This is a genomic window from Pseudomonas sp. LBUM1652 (assembly GCF_059716105.1).
In genome coordinates, this window is sequence record NZ_CP166804.1 from 21071 (window position 1) to 36438 (window position 15368).

Genomic DNA, 15368 nt, shown 5'->3' on the forward strand with positions numbered 1-15368 from the left:
CCACAGCTTGTTCCGAATGGTTCGGGGCTTATAACGATCAAGGATGATCCATGACGCTGTCTGTCTATACGCCGGTTTCCCCTGCGGAACTGGAAGCGCGCCTGCGCCTGCATCGCTTGCCGGACATCGGCCCGAAGCGGTTTCTGAAATTGCTCGAAGCCTTTGGCTCGGCATCCAAAGCCATCAGCGCGCCGGCCAGCGCCTGGCGCTCGCTGGGTTTACCAGCGGCGTGTGCCGAAGCACGGCGCTGTCCCGACGTTCGCGACGGCGCCAGCCACGCAATGCGCTGGCTAGAGCGTCCGGGTCAGCATTTGTTGATGTGGGATCAAGCGGACTATCCGGCATTGTTGGCGCAGATTCCCGACCCTCCGCCGCTGTTATTCGTGGCGGGTGACCCCCTGATTCTCGAGAGGCCGCAGCTGGCCATGGTCGGCAGCCGTCGTGCTTCACGTCCGGGAATGGACACCGCCGCCGCATTTTCTCGTAGCCTGGCCGGGGCCGGTTTTGTCATCAACAGTGGCTTGGCGCTGGGCATTGATGCGGCTGCGCATCAAGCGGCGCTGGATGTTGGCGGGCTGACGGTCGGAGTGTTGGGCACGGGCCTGGAAAACTTTTATCCACAGCGCAATCGGCGGCTGGCCGACGCGATGATTGCCTCCGGCAGTGCGGTGCTTTCGGAGTTTCCGCTGGATGCCGGCCCCAGCGGGAGCAACTTCCCGCGACGCAACCGGATCATCAGCGGTTTATCCCTTGGCGTGCTGGTGGTCGAGGCCAGCGTCGCCAGTGGTTCGCTGATCACTGCACGGCTGGCGGCGGAACAAGGGCGCGAGGTGTATGCAATCCCTGGCTCGATCCATCATCCCGGTGCGCGTGGTTGTCACCAGTTGATTCGCGACGGCGCGGTGTTGGTGGAAACCATCGAACACATTCTCGAAGCCCTGCGTGGCTGGCAGCAGGTGCCGTTATCCACAGGCACACCGCAAGCGGATCATCCCTTACTTGCCCTGCTCCACGCTGCGCCGCATACCAGTGAAGCCTTGGCCGACAGCTGCGGCTGGGCGTTGCCCAAAGTGCTGGCGGCGCTGACCGAACTGGAAATGGACGGCCGTGCGGTGTGCGAAAACGGCCGCTGGTTTGCGCGTGTGAGCTAGGTTTTACAAGGAAGATCGGTAAACTGCGCGAAACCTGTTTGCGGAGAGTTTTTTCATGGTCAACAGTTGGCGTGTGCAACAAGCCGCGCGAGAGATTCGCGCCGGGGCGGTGATTGCCTATCCAACCGAAGCCGTCTGGGGGCTGGGTTGCGACCCGTGGAATGAAGAAGCGGTGGATCGGTTGCTGGCGATCAAGAATCGCTCGGTCGACAAGGGCCTGATTCTGGTTGCCGACAACATTCGCCAGTTCGATTTCTTGTTCGAAGACTTCCCGCAAGAGTGGATCGACCGTATGGCCAGCACCTGGCCTGGGCCGAATACCTGGCTGGTGCCGCATCAGAATCTGCTACCGGAGTGGGTCACGGGGGTGCATGACACGGTGGCGCTGCGCGTCAGCGATCATCCTCAGGTGCGTGACTTGTGCTCGATGGTCGGTCCGTTGATTTCGACCTCAGCCAATCCACAAGGCCGTCCGGCAGCGCGCACGCGGTTGCGGGTCGAGCAGTATTTCCGCGGGCAGATCGATCTGGTGCTGGGTGGGGAGTTGGGTGGGCGCAAGAACCCCAGCGTCATCCGTGATCTGGCCTCCGGCAACGTTATTCGTCCCGACTGACGTCACTCCTGACTTCATGTATTGAGTACTTCTCGGCTTTTATGGCGAGAAGTACTACTTTTGCCTGCGATTTATCCTTCAAACAACGATCAACTTACAACATTCAACTGTTTGTATTTTTCCTTCGTGTGTCAGACCAATCAGTAAGTACACAGATTCAGTAACTTTTCCCACGTAATTATCAGAAGTCGCGCAGTGGCGATATTTCTAAAAGCATCCATCATTTCAATGCGCTCAGAAAACTTCGATAAGTTAACGTCTGCGGAGAAAGAATGGATACTACGGATTTACAACTAACGGATTATCTGCAGGCACTTCAGGCAACGTTCAGAAGTCGCCATGAAGATTGCCGGGTCGTTATTCTTGAAGCGGGATCAGATACGCGGGAGTTCGAACGGTTTATTGGTCGGCAATTTCGTCTTCGACTGCAACATTACATGCTGACATCCAGAGCCAGATTGCTTGAAACGAGGCTGGCGGTGACGGCGCGAAGTACCCACTTTCTGCTGTATCAACACGAGCAGCTGGTGGCGGTATTGAGAGTGACGCCATCGCCGTTCGAATGGGCCTCACTGGCGCACCAGCATGTTTCCCCCACCGTGATGCTATCGCGCCACGTCGAGTTCAGCCGGTTGATCACTCTCTCGCGAAGCCACCTGGCTGTTCCGATCAACAGCCTGCTGGCGGCGGCCACCGAGTGGGCGATCAGGCATGGATATCAAGGCGTCACCGCCCTCTGCCGATCGCCACAACGGCGTCTGTTCCAGCGATTCGGCCTGACCCCTATCACCTCCGACGCCCTTCATATCGAACAACGCGCTCGCGGCGACTACTGGCTGCTGTCAGCGCAATGGCAGCAAATCCTTGCCGCTGTTCAACACCCTGATCACACCCCCTTCAACACCCCGGAGAACCACGATGAATACGCTCATCAGCTTTGAACAACAGTTGATCCTGCTTGATAAACGCATCGAACAATTGTGGGCCGATATTCTGGATAACTCGCGATTGGTAAAAGCCATACGCGAGGGTAGTGTTACCAAGGCGTTATATGCGATCTACATGATAGAAACCTTTCACTACACTGCCCACAATGCGCGAAATCAGGGATTGGTGGGTGTGCGCCATGCCGATAATCCGGTTTATGCAAAGTTCTGTTTTGAACATGCGGCGCAAGAAGTTGGCCATGAGAAAATGGCACTGCATGATGTCATGAGTCTTGGCCTGAAAAATGAAAAGTTCGAGATCCCGTCTGCGCTTCCGGCAACCGAAGTACTGATTGCTTATTTGTATTGGATATCCTTTACCGGTAATCCACTACAACGCTTGGGATACAGTTATTGGGCAGAAAATGCCTATCAATTCATCACCCCGTTGATCAATAACCTGAGCGAAATCCTGGCGCTAAAACCGGCTCAGTTGACGTTCTTCGTTGCGCATTCCGACATCGATGTCGAGCACTTCAATGAAATCAAACTCATCCTGCAGCGTACTTGCAAAAATCAGCACGACTGGGATGCCATTGCCAATGTAATGGAAACCAGCTTGCGGCTGACCGGCAACATGCTCGAAGCCGTTTATGAGCAGTATGAGGCTTGGCAAAACGGCCATGCGCCCCGTTATGACTTCCTCCATGCCCTGGATAACTCATGAAGACTTCACGTCGAGTGTCAGAACCGAGGGAAGGAGGCAGGCATGGCTGACTATTTCCAGCGGTTGAACTATGCGCTGGGGGATGAAGACACAGCGCTCGAATATGCAATCCTCCCCAAGCACGCCAGACATGTGGTGGGTATCGCCGGGAGTGGCGGGCGGCTTTTACCGTTGCTGGCCCGCAGTCCGGCGCGTATGACCTGCACCGATATCAGCGCGCCGCAACTGGCATTTACCCGGCTGCGATTCGCCTTGCTGGAACAGACCGATCACGCGTCGTTCATGGCATTCATGGGTTACCGGACAGACAGTTCGACCAAGCGACGCCAGTCCATATTTCAGCATCTGGATTTGCCGCAGGCCGATCGCCACTGGTTGACCGAGTTGTTCCAGTCCCGTCACTGGCAAGCGCCGATCTACATGGGAGCCTTCGAGCAGACCCTGCAGCGATTGGCGAAGGTCAACCGACTGTTTACCGGCAAGGCAGGTCGTGAAGTTTTCCACTGTCGCGACCTTGGCGAGCAAATCGAGTATTACCAGACCCGCTTTCCCCTCAAACGCTGGAAGGCTGTGATCGCGCTGTTGGGCAACGCAGCGGTACTCAATTCCCTGCTCTACAAAGGCTCGTTCCCGCCCAACAACCTGGGCATCAGTTCCCGCGCGGCGTACCTGGAGATTTTTCACGCCTTGTTCACCACTCAGGTGGTGCGCGAGAGCTTCTTTCTGCAAATGCTGTTTTTCGGTGAACTGCGCTACCCACAAGGTTTTCCGCTGGAGTGCGCCCCGAAGATTTTCAAGCGTGCCCGTGAGGCGCTTCAACAGTGCGAGCTGCAGGTGGTACAGGCCGACATTCTCGACTGTGTTGCCACGCTCTCGGAGGTCGACTTCGTCTCGCTCTCGGACGTCCCTTCTTTCATGCCCGAAGCTGACGGTGCGAGTGTCTTGCAGCGGTTACGCCCGTCCCTGGCCGAAGAGGCGCTGACGGTCATACGTGGCCATTTGCACGTCGTCCAGCCCGATTGTTCAGGCTTCGGCGATATCACCGCCGACTACCAGAAAGCGATTGCACGAGAAAGAACCCAGCTCTGGCGTGTGCAGGTCTATCGCCGGACATCACCTTTGCAGGTATCTCGATGAGCACTCAGCAACCCACCGTCAATTGGCTCAAAAACCGTATTCGGCAGGCGCGTGAAGATCAGCAACAGTTGTTCGATGCCGGGCTCAACGGCCTGAAGCTGGCACAACGCGAAGGCAAGGAGATCGAGTTGAGCAGCGGCGAGCGGCTCACCGAGTTTCTCTCATGCTCCTATCTGGGGCTTGAGTGCGATCCCCGCCTGATTCAAGGCGCCGTGGACGCCGTCGAAACCTTCGGCGTGCAGTTCGCCGCCGCACGAACCCGGGCACTGTTGCCGTCAATGCGTGAACTAGACGAACAGTTGAACCGGATATTCCAGGGGCACGCGGTCACCTTCAACTCGGTGGGCAGTGCACATCTGGGCTGTCTGCCCTTACTGGGATCCGGTGAGTTGCCGTCCTATCCGTTGCGCCGTGGCCCGAGCTGGATCGTCGACCGGGCGGCCCACGCTTCAATGCAAGTGCTGCAAGGGATTCTTTGGCAGTTTGGCCCTGTACAGCGGTGCGATTGCAGGGATATGGAGCAAGTCGAGCAGGCGTGTTCGGCGGCAGTAGCGGCTGGCAATACACCGATCATCCTGACCGACAGCATCGGTTCGATGCGCGGCGTGTATCCGATCAATCGACTGTTGCAACTGGCGGAGCGCTTTGAAGGGTATCTGTATGCGGATGACGCCCACGGCACTTCGATCTACGGTGTGGCGGGGGGTGGTTATGCCCTTGCCAGTGGCGATGAGCGCTTGCGCGGACGCTTGATCCTTCTGTCCTCGCTGTCCAAGGCGTTTGGGGCAACCGGTGGGGCGATCACCGTGCTTACGGCGGACGATGCCGAGATGATAAGGCGCCATGCGTCGACCTATACGTTCGGAGGGCCATTGTCGATGGGCGGGGTTGGTGCGGCAGTCGCCTCCGGAAAAATCCATCTTTCGCCAGAGCTGGGCGAGCTGCAAGCCGCCCTGTGGCGAAATGTTGCCCTGATCGACGATTTGCTCGGACCGGTTCTTGGCAACCATGAAGTCGCCTCGCCCATCCGTTTCGTGCGTGTCGGTGCCGAGCGTGACGCGATCAGTCTGGCGCTGTACCTGCGGCGGCAAGCGATTGCCGTCACCACCGCGTTGTTTCCGGTGGTGGCCAAGGGCGAGGCGATTCTGCGTCTGGCGATCAGTGCCAATCATAGTCAGGCCCAGTTGGCGTGCCTGGCCAATGCCGTTAATGGCGGTTTCGATGAGTTGGGTATTCGTCAAAGAGGAAGTGGCGATGGGCGATGATCCGATGAGCCATGCAAACCAGGCTTTTACACGCAAATTGGCCCATGCACGGTCACTGCCGTGGTTCTGTGCGCTGTGTCCGCAGATCCTGCACGTGCAGAGCCCGGAGGATTTGCATCGGCTGCCGATTCAAGCCGTCGAGGACGAGCACGGCGGTGTGCTGTTCTCCGTGCTTGGTGAGGCTTCGCATCGTGCACCGGGTGGCGGACTGACCCTGAAGTCGGGAGGCAGCACCGGAAACCGCAAACACATCACCCATTCCTGGGCATTCAACGCCAGTATCGTGCTGCTGGGGGCGCGGATGTTTGGGGGCGCGAACGAACATCCAGCTGTTGTCGTTAACTGCCTGACTGCCGGTGAAATGCAAGGCGCTTTTCAGTACGCCGCGGCCATCGTCCAGCACATCGGTGCTCGGTTGTTGCCCGCCGGATCGCTGATGGGCGTTACGCGGATTGCCGAGCTGATTCAGTCACAAGCGGCCGATGCGCTGATTTGCACTCCCTCCTTCGCGGCGGCGCTGTTCAACCATGACGATATCGATGCCACACAGTTGGCCAGTCTGAGATGGCTCTATTACATCGGGGAACCCTGCAGCAAACCGCTGCGCGAGCAATTGGCTCGGGACTGGCCTGAAATCAGAGTGCGGTCGCTGGGCTACAGCTCTACGGAGACCGGCCCCATCGGCTTTCAGTGCGCACACCTGGAGCATGGTTTTTATCATCTGCACGCCGATGCGATGCTGACCGAAGTCGTTGACCCATTGACCCTGCAAGCAGTGGCCGAAGGCGAAAGCGGGGAGTTTCTGCTGACGTCGCTGCTGCCCGATCATGTGCCGCTGTTGCGTTATCGGATTGGTGATCGTGGGCGAATTCTGCTTCAGGAATCGAATTGCGCATGTGGTAGTAATTTGCCGGTGCTGGAGCTTGAGGGGCGGGTCGAGACGTCGATCAAACTGGGTGGCGCGATCATCACGCAGCGACAGGTCATGAGCTTACTCGCCCAAGCGTTGCCCGACCTGGACGCTAACGATGTTCAGGTACAAATCGATCGACAGGCCAACGGTGCCAGCATGCGTCTGGTCATTGCTCAGGACAAACTGCCAGCCAGTGCAGAAGCCGTCATCGAACAGGCGTTGCATGACGAAGCGCAAGCGAGCGCTTTGCTCAGGCTGCCCGGAGTACTGGGATTGAGGGTGCAGCGTCTTGCCCGCAGCGGCTTCGAAACAACCTCCGCCGGCAAGACGCCGTTTTTTTTTGAGGTGGACGCTACCCCGTATTCACCGGAGTAGCGTGGTATCACGGCAGCAGGATGGTGGATCCGGTGGTGCGCCGTGCCGACAGCTCGGTTTGCGCCTTCGCCGCTTCAGCCAGCGGATAACGCTGGCTGATATCGACCTTGAGCTTGCCGCTGATGATCATCTCGAACAGCTCATCGGCCATGCGCTGCAGGTTTTCGGCGTTGTTGGCGTAGGTCGCCAGGGTCGGTCGGGTCACGTACAACGAGCCTTTGGCCGAGAGAATCCCCAGATTGACGCCATCCACGGCGCCGGAGGCATTGCCGAAACTCACCACCAGACCACGCGGCGACACGCTGTCGAGCGAAGTCAGCCAAGTGTCCTTGCCGACACCGTCATATACCACCGGGACCTTCTTGCCGTCGGTCAGCTCCAGTACGCGTTGCGCGACGTTTTCGTGGCTGTAATCTATGGTGGCCCAAGCACCGTTGGCTTTCGCCAGCTCGGCTTTTTCTTTCGAGCTGACGGTGCCGATCAGCTTCACACCCAAGGCCCTGGCCCATTGGCAGGCCAGCGAACCGACGCCCCCGGCAGCGGCGTGGAACAGAATGGTTTCGCCACCCTTGAGCTCATAAGTCTGGCGCAGCAGGTACTGCACGGTCAGACCCTTGAGCATCACTCCGGCAGCGGTTTCGAAACTGATTTGGTCGGGCAAGTGCACCAGATTTGCTTCGGGCAAAACGTGCAGTTCACTGTAGGCGCCCAACGGGCCGCTACCGTAAGCGACGCGATCCCCGACCTTGAACCGGGTTACTTCGCTGCCAACGGCGTCAACGATGCCCGCGCCTTCTGCGCCCAAGCCGGACGGCAAGGCTGGCGGTGCATAGAGGCCGCTGCGGTAATAGGTGTCGATGAAATTCAAGCCGATCGCTTTGTTGCTCACCCGAACCTGCTGTGGGCCTGGCTCCGCAGGTTGGTAGTCAACATATTCGAGCACTTCGGGGCCGCCGTGGGCGCGGAACTGGATACGCTTTGCCATCTGCCTGCTCTCCTTGGGTCTTTTGTAAGCCCCCTATCCAACTCCCATGCTTGATCTTCGTCAACTGCGGCGCGCGGGTCTGCGGTGGTATGCTACGCGCCCATTTGCGCCGCCCCCCGCCTGCGGGGCGCCGCGTAGTGATGCCCCGATCAAGGTGAAGCCATGACGACCCGCACCGACGCCGTAAAGGCCTATCTGCTCGACCTGCAAGACCGCATCTGCACCGCACTCGAAAACGAGGACGGCGGCACGCGCTTCGTCGAAGACGCTTGGGCCCGGCCGGCCGGCGGTGGCGGTCGCACCCGCGTGATCGAGAACGGCACGCTGATCGAAAAGGGCGGCGTCAACTTTTCCCACGTCTTCGGTAGCGGTCTGCCGCCGTCAGCCAGCGCCCATCGCCCGGAACTGGCGGGTCGCGGCTTCGAAGCCCTCGGCGTGTCGCTGGTGATCCACCCGCACAACCCGCATGTGCCGACGTCCCACGCCAACGTGCGCTTTTTCATCGCCGAGAAGGAAGGTGAAGAGCCGGTCTGGTGGTTCGGTGGTGGCTTCGACCTGACCCCGTATTACGGCAACGAAGAAGACTGCATCCATTGGCACCGCGTCGCCGAGCAGGCTTGTGCGCCGTTCGGTCCGGACGTCTACTCGCGCTACAAAGCCTGGTGCGACACCTATTTCCACATCAAACATCGGCACGAACCGCGCGGCATCGGCGGGCTGTTCTTCGACGACCTGAACGAGTGGGACTTCGACACCAGCTTCGCTTTCATGCGCGCCATTGGCGATGCGTACATCGACGCTTACCTGCCGATCGTGCAGCGGCGCAAGAACGATGCGTTCACCGCCAAACAGCGTGAGTTCCAGGAATTCCGCCGTGGCCGTTACGTCGAGTTCAACCTGGTTTACGATCGTGGCACGCTGTTCGGCCTGCAATCGGGCGGGCGTACCGAGTCGATCCTCATGTCGCTGCCGCCGCAAGTGCGCTGGGCCTACGACTGGAAAGCCGAGCCTGGCAGCGAAGAGGCACGCCTGACCGAGTACTTCCTGCAAGACCGCGACTGGCTGGCCCAGGCCTGAACGAGGAGTTGTGATGGATCGTTACGTTGTTTTCGGTAACCCGATCGGCCACAGCAAGTCGCCGATGATTCACAAACTGTTCGCCGAACAGACCGGGCAGAGTCTCGACTACAGCACCCTGCTGGCGCCGCTCGACGATTTCACCGGCTGCGCCACGGCGTTTTTCCAGCAGGGTCGCGGCGCCAATGTCACCGTGCCGTTCAAAGAAGATGCCTATCGCCTGGCCAACAGCCTGACCGCCCGCGCACAGCGTGCCGGTGCAGTGAATACCTTGAGCAAACTGGCCGATGGTTTGCTGCTCGGTGACAACACCGACGGCGCCGGGCTGGTGCGCGATCTTACGGTGAATGCCGGGTTCAACCTGACCGGCAAGCGCATTCTGCTGCTCGGCGCCGGTGGCGCGGTGCGTGGGGTGTTGGAGCCTTTGCTGGCAGAGAAACCGGCATCGGTGATCATCGCCAACCGCACGGTGGAAAAAGCTGAGTTGCTGGCCGAATTGTTCTGCGATCTGGGGCCGGTGTCAGCCAGTGGTTTCGACTGGTTGCGCGAGCCGGTGGACGTGATCATCAACGCCACTTCCGCCAGCCTTACCGGTGAAGTGCCGCCGATTGCGCCAAGCCTGATCGAGCCGGGCAAAACCCTGTGCTACGACATGATGTACGGCAAGGAGCCGACGGCGTTCTGCCGCTGGGCCACCGAGCATGGCGCGGCGGTGTCGATGGATGGCTTGGGGATGTTGGCGGAGCAGGCGGCCGAGGCGTTCTTTTTGTGGCGCGGCGTGCGCCCGGATACGGCGCCCGTCCTGGCTGAGTTGCGTCGGCAGTTAGCCTGAAAGCAAAAGATCGCAGCCTGCGGCAGCTCCTACAGAGTGAACACAAATCCCATGTAGGAGCTGCCGCAGGCTGCGATCTTTTCAATCCTCAAACCGGATCGGACACTTCTCCGGCCCCTCAAGCTTTCTCAACTCTTCTACCACTTGCGGCCGCGCGCCACGCAAGGTCAGGCTACGATCCTGGCGCAACAAGCGCCGCGCCTCCTGATGCAGCATCTCCACCCCTGAATAGTCGATGAAGTTGATCTGCTGCGCCTCGATCACCACCCGCGCGCCGTGCATGCGTTGCAAACGCACTTGCAGGTAATGGCTGGCGCCGAAGAAGATCGAGCCGCCGACCCGCAGCACATCGTCTTCGCCATCACGCCAATGCTGCACCCGCGGTTGCGAGGTGCGTTTGAGGTAGAAGAACAGCGACGCCAGCACCCCGGCGTAGATCGCCGTCTGTAATTCCAGTAATAGCGTTGCCAGACAGGTCAGCGCCATGACCACGAATTCGGCGCGGCTGACCCGCAGCAACGCGCGAATGCCGCGATGATCCACCAGCCCCCATGCGATCAGCAGAATGCTCCCAGCCATGGCCGGGATCGGAATGTGCGCAATCAGCCCGGCACCAAAAATCGCGAAAAGCGCGACCCAGATCGCCGAAAACACCCCAGCCAGCGGTGAGCACGCGCCTGCCTCGTAACTCAGGCCCGAGCGGGTAAACGAGCCGGCGGACAACGATCCGGAAAAGAATGCCCCGACCATATTCGACAAGCCCTGCGCGCGGACTTCCTGATTGGCATCGAGCAACTGCTGCGAACGCGCGGCAATCGAACGGGCAATCGACAGGCTGGTGACCAGCCCGAGCATGCCCACCGCCACTGCACTTGGCAGTAGGCGCAGGATCAAATCCAGATCCAGTGGTAGTCCGCTGAACGGCGGCAAGCGCCCGACAAATGCACTGACCAGGTGCACATGGCCGAACATTGCCGGCCACAGCCAAACCAGCAGACTCGCCAGCACGAGAGTTATCAACAGGGTCGGCCAGCGTGGCAGCAACTGTTTCAGCAACACGCCAACCACGACCGTGGCAACGCCGAGCAGCACGGAGGGTTTATCCACAGCCCCGAGGTGCTGCAACAGATCCATAAGACTGTCCAGCGCTGTGGCTTTTGCCGGCAGATCCAGGCCCAACAGATTGGGTAACTGCCCAATGGCAATGACCACCGCTGCGCCCAAGGTGAAACCGAGCACCACCGAATGCGAGACGAAATTCACCAGCGCGCCGAAGCGCAGCAAGCCCAGCAGCCACTGGAAAATCCCTGCAAGGAATGTCAGCAACAGAATCAGGGTGATGTAGTCCTGTGAAGCTGGAACGGCCAGCGGACTCACGCTGGCGTACAACACGATCGAAATCGCCGCCGTCGGCCCGCAGATCAGATGCCACGACGAGCCCCACAGGCAGGCGATCAACACCGGGATGATCGCGGCATAGAGACCGTACTCAGGTGGGAGACCGGCGATCAGCGCGTAGGCAATCGACTGGGGTAACGCGAGAATCGCACCGCTGAGCCCGACGATCAGATCCCGTCCGACGCTGGCACGGGTTTGCCGGGGGAGCCAGTTCAGAAAAGGGAAAAGTGAGCGGCGACTGGGGAAAGCCATGGGGCCTCGCGGATGATGAGTTTTTGCAAGGTTATCAGTACCGTCCGACAATTGTGGCGAGGGGATTTATCCCCGACCGGCTGCGCAGCAGTCGTGAAACCGGTATTCACGATGGGATCTGACATACCGTGAGTTCGCGTTTTGGGCCGCTGCGCGACCCATCGGGGATAAATCCCCTCGCCACAGGTAAGTGGTGAGTCAGAGCTTGGCTTTCACGGCGGTCAGCGCTTCCTTCCCATCCACCGTTTTCACCCCATCCAGCCACTTGTCCAACACCGCCGGATTCGCCTTGATCCACGCCTTCGCCGCCTCGGCATTGCTGACCTTCTTGTTCACCACTTCGGCCATGATGCTGTTCTCCATCTCCTGAGTGAACGAAAGATTGGTCAACAATTTACCCACGTTCGGACACGCCTCGGCGTAGCCCTTGCGGGTCAAGGTGAAGACGCTACCGGTATCGCCAAAGTACTTCTCGCCGCCCTTGAGGTAATGCATTTTCAACTGCACGTTCATCGGGTGCGGCGTCCAGCCAAGGAAGGTGACGAATTTCTGCTTCTTCACCGCCCGCGAGACTTCGGCGAGCATCGCCTGTTCACTGGATTCGATCAGCTTCCACTGGCCGAGGTCGAAGTCGTTTTTCTTGATGATGTCTTGCAGCGAGATGTTCGCTGGCGCGCCGGAACCAATGCCGTAAATCTTCTTGTCGAATTTATCGGCGTATTTGTTCAGGTCGGCAAAGTTATGCACACCCGCGTCCCACACGTAATCCGGCACGGCGAGGGTGAACTCGGTGCCGTCGAGGTTTTTCGCCAATTGCGTGACATCGCCAGTGGCGACGAATTTATCGTAGAAGCCCTGCTGCGCCGGCATCCAGTTGCCGAGGAACACATCCACCTGGCCATCTTTCAGCCCGCCAAAGGTGATCGGCACCGCAAGGGTATCGACCTTGGCCTTGTAGCCCATGCCATCCAGCAGAAACCCGGTAATGGCGTTGGTCGCGGCGATGTCGCTCCAGCCGGGGTCGGCCATCTTCACCGTTTCGCAGCTTTGCTCGGCAAATGCCGAGGCGCTGCCCAGAGCCAGCAGGCTGACCGTCAGTACTGTGGATAACTTGCGCATGGACTTCCCCTTAACATTATTGGTTTTGGCAGGGTTGTGGATAACGGGCCTTGCGTTCCAGATCGTCGAGATCGATGTGGTTGCGCATGTACTGCTGACTGGCGTCCACCAGCGGCTGGTGATCCCAGCTCTTCAGCTTGCCGATGGTCAACGCATCGGCAACAAAACGACGGCGGCGCTGGCTGGCGAGCACTTCCCGATGAATAGACGGGATGTCCCATTTGGCCCGCGCCTCGGCGAGAAAATCGTCGAACAGCTGGCGATGTTGCGGCGATTGGCTGAGTTCTTCCAGTTCTCGCGGGTCGTTGGCTACGTCAAAGAGTAGGCAAGGGTCGCTTTCACTGTAGATAAATTTGTACGCGCCACGACGGATCATCATCAACGGGCTGATCGTGCCTTCGGCCATGTACTCGCCGAACACTTCGTCATGCCCGCCCTGCCCTTGCAGATGCGGCACCAGCGAACGGCCGTCCAGCGGCAAACCCGGTTCCAGCGTGCCGCCGGCCAGTTCAACGAAGGTCGGCAGCAGGTCGGCGGTGGATACGGCGGCGCTGACTCGGCCCGCACTGAACTGGCCCGGAGCACTTATCAACAGGGGCACGCGGGCAGCCATCTCGTACCAGTGCATTTTGTACCAGAGGCCTTTCTCGCCGAGCATGTCGCCGTGATCGCCGGAGAAAACGATGATGGTGTCATCGATGAGGCCCGTTTCTTCGAGGGTTTGCAGAAGTTTGCCGACGTTGGCGTCGATATAGCTGCACGCGCCGAAGTACGCGCGGCGCGCATCGCGAATCTTATCCACAGGCAGCGGTTTATCCCACAGGTCGTAAACCTTGAGCAGGCGCTGGGAGTGTGGATCGAGTTCGTGTTGATCCGGCGTTGTAGGCAACGGGATATCACCATCATCGTACAAATCCCAGAACGCCTTGGGAATCGTGTACGGGTCGTGTGGGTGAGTCATCGATACGGTCAGGCAGAACGGCTGGTCGCCGTCCTCGCGGATGTGGTCGAACAAGTATTGCTGCGCCTTGAACACCACTTCTTCATCGAAATCGAGTTGGTTGGTACGCACGCACGGCCCGGCTTGCAGCACCGAGGACATGTTGTGATACCAGGTCGGCCGCACGTCCGGCTCATCCCAGTTCACCGCCCAGCCATAGTCGGCCGGATAAATGTCGCTGGTCAGGCGCTCTTCGTAGCCGTGCAACTGGTCCGGGCCGCAGAAATGCATCTTCCCCGACAGCGCGGTGCGGTAGCCGAGACGGCGCAGGTAATGGGCATAGGTCGGAACATCGGCAGGGAAATCGGCGGCGTTGTCGTAGGCGCCTATCTTGCTCGGCAACTGGCCGCTGACCAGGGTGAAGCGCGACGGTGCACATAACGGGCTGTTGCAGTAAGCGGCATCGAACACCACGCCTTGGGCGGCGAGGCGCGAAAGATTCGGCAGTTTGATCGGCGACGGGCCATAGATAGGCAACATTGGCGCGGCCATCTGATCGGCCATGATGAAAAGAATATTCTTGCGCTTCATGTGATCGCGGCATTCCATAGTGAATATTTATGCGACATTGCTGCGACCGAGCATGGAGTCCATGCTCTAAACGGTAAAGCCCGCGCCGGGCAATGACTAGGATAAGCACAGCTTATGTATGAAGCCCTGGGTGATCTGTCGCTCGACCTGCTGCGGGCCTTTGAAGCGGCAGCCCGGCATCGCAGTTTCACCGCTGCTGCGGTAGAGCTTGGCACCACGCAACCGGCGATCAGTCAGCAGATCAAACGGCTGGAAGATCAACTCGGCACGCGGTTGTTTGACCGCATCTATCGCGGCATCGAATTGACCGAGGTCGGCACGATCCTGTTTGAGCAGGTTCAGCTCGGTTTGCAGAATATCGACGCCGGATTGAGTGCGATCAGCGCACAACAGCAACACGAAGTGCTGCAAGTCGCCACCGACTTCGCCTTCGCTGCCTACTGGCTGATGCCACGTTTGCACCGCTTCCACGAAGCCAATCCGCAGGTCGACGTCAGCCTGGTCACCAGCGAGCGTAATCACAACATGCTGCGCACCGACATCGATGTGGCGATCCTGTTTGGCGACGGGCGTTTTAAACAGGGCGAAAGTCATTGGCTGTTCAGCGAGGAAGTGTTTCCGGTTTGCAGCCCGCAGTTGCTCAAGGAGCGGGCCCTGCCCTTGCCGGCTCAATCGCTGCTGGAGTTTCCGTTACTGCATCTGCGCGGTGAAAACAGCAGTAACTGGTTTGACTGGAGCGGGCTGTTCCGTGAACTTGGCATCAGTACACCGCCAGCGCCGGGGCAGTTGCGGTTCGACAATTACACATTGTTGATTCAAGCGGCGATTGGCGGCCAAGGTGTGGCTATCGGTTGGCGTCACCTTGTGGATAACTTGCTGACTCAGGGTTTGCTGTGCCGCCCGATTGCCGAAACCACCCTGTCGCGGCTGGGTTACTACGTGGTGCTGCCCCAGCGCAAACGTCGTGGTGCGTTGAATCAACAGTTTGTCGACTGGTTGATGGCGGAGCAGGCCGGCAGCGCTGAGTCGCTAGCCGGACTGACCCTCCCATCGATTGCCGTTTAAAT

At 59.3% G+C, this 15368-nt stretch carries 14 protein-coding genes; 10 read left to right on the plus strand and 4 right to left on the minus strand.

What is annotated here, in order from left to right; all coding sequences use genetic code 11:
* The first annotated feature begins 50 nt into the window (after positions 1-50).
* From dprA to ACA069_RS00130, 7 genes are all read left to right on the plus strand, one after another.
* Positions 51-1151, plus strand: a complete 1101-nt coding sequence (gene dprA, locus ACA069_RS00100) for a DNA-processing protein DprA (protein ID WP_497615757.1) — start codon at positions 51-53, stop codon at positions 1149-1151.
* 55 nt (positions 1152-1206) lie between these two features.
* Positions 1207-1764, plus strand: coding sequence for an L-threonylcarbamoyladenylate synthase type 1 TsaC (gene tsaC / locus ACA069_RS00105; protein ID WP_187677252.1), 558 nt, complete (start codon positions 1207-1209; stop codon positions 1762-1764).
* 272 nt (positions 1765-2036) lie between these two features.
* A complete protein-coding gene (locus tag ACA069_RS00110) occupies positions 2037-2705 on the plus strand; it encodes a GNAT family N-acetyltransferase (protein ID WP_497615758.1) in 669 nt (222 codons plus the stop codon).
* Positions 2683-3417: an iron-containing redox enzyme family protein gene (locus tag ACA069_RS00115; RefSeq protein WP_497615760.1), complete on the plus strand. Its 735-nt coding sequence runs from the start codon at positions 2683-2685 to the stop codon at positions 3415-3417. Before ACA069_RS00110 ends, ACA069_RS00115 begins: the two co-directional genes overlap by 23 nt.
* A 42-nt stretch (positions 3418-3459) precedes the next feature.
* Positions 3460-4554 (plus strand): DUF3419 family protein, encoded by a 1095-nt coding sequence (locus ACA069_RS00120; protein ID WP_489880149.1) that lies wholly within the window; start codon positions 3460-3462, stop codon positions 4552-4554.
* Positions 4551-5819, plus strand: coding sequence for an aminotransferase class I/II-fold pyridoxal phosphate-dependent enzyme (locus ACA069_RS00125; protein WP_497615762.1), 1269 nt, complete (start codon positions 4551-4553; stop codon positions 5817-5819). Before ACA069_RS00120 ends, ACA069_RS00125 begins: the two co-directional genes overlap by 4 nt.
* The gene (locus tag ACA069_RS00130) at positions 5776-7107 is read left to right on the plus strand and encodes a phenylacetate--CoA ligase family protein (protein WP_497615764.1); all 1332 of its coding nucleotides are present in this window, start codon (positions 5776-5778) and stop codon (positions 7105-7107) included. Before ACA069_RS00125 ends, ACA069_RS00130 begins: the two co-directional genes overlap by 44 nt.
* A 7-nt stretch (positions 7108-7114) precedes the next feature.
* On the opposite strand, the gene ACA069_RS00135 is transcribed toward ACA069_RS00130, so the two are convergent.
* Positions 7115-8092 carry an NADPH:quinone reductase gene (locus ACA069_RS00135; RefSeq protein WP_497615766.1) on the minus strand — a complete coding sequence of 326 codons (978 nt, stop codon included), beginning with the start codon at positions 8090-8092 and terminating at the stop codon, positions 7115-7117.
* A 162-nt stretch (positions 8093-8254) separates the two neighbouring features.
* Here ACA069_RS00135 and hemF point away from each other — a divergent pair, with 162 nt between their 5' ends.
* Together hemF and aroE are read left to right on the plus strand one after the other, a co-directional pair.
* Complete coding sequence (hemF, locus tag ACA069_RS00140) at positions 8255-9169, plus strand: oxygen-dependent coproporphyrinogen oxidase (protein WP_489880145.1); 915 nt, start codon at positions 8255-8257, stop codon at positions 9167-9169.
* 13 nt (positions 9170-9182) lie between these two features.
* Entirely contained in the window at positions 9183-10001 is an 819-nt protein-coding gene (gene aroE / locus ACA069_RS00145) for a shikimate dehydrogenase (protein WP_187677259.1), read from the plus strand.
* Positions 10002-10082: 81 nt separating this feature from the next.
* Here the strand turns inward: aroE and ACA069_RS00150 are convergent, their stop codons facing one another.
* From ACA069_RS00150 to betC, 3 genes are all read right to left on the minus strand, one after another.
* The gene (locus ACA069_RS00150; RefSeq protein WP_497615769.1) at positions 10083-11651 is read right to left on the minus strand and encodes a SulP family inorganic anion transporter; all 1569 of its coding nucleotides are present in this window, start codon (positions 11649-11651) and stop codon (positions 10083-10085) included.
* 198 nt (positions 11652-11849) lie between these two features.
* The gene (gene choX, locus ACA069_RS00155) at positions 11850-12770 is read right to left on the minus strand and encodes a choline ABC transporter substrate-binding protein (protein WP_497615771.1); all 921 of its coding nucleotides are present in this window, start codon (positions 12768-12770) and stop codon (positions 11850-11852) included.
* Between the two features lie 16 nt (positions 12771-12786).
* Positions 12787-14301 (minus strand): choline-sulfatase, encoded by a 1515-nt coding sequence (betC, locus tag ACA069_RS00160; protein ID WP_489880142.1) that lies wholly within the window; start codon positions 14299-14301, stop codon positions 12787-12789.
* A gap of 114 nt (positions 14302-14415) precedes the next feature.
* On the opposite strand from betC, the gene ACA069_RS00165 reads away from it, so the two are divergent.
* Entirely contained in the window at positions 14416-15366 is a 951-nt protein-coding gene (locus ACA069_RS00165; RefSeq protein ID WP_497615773.1) for a choline sulfate utilization transcriptional regulator, read from the plus strand.
* Positions 15367-15368: the final 2 nt, after the last annotated feature.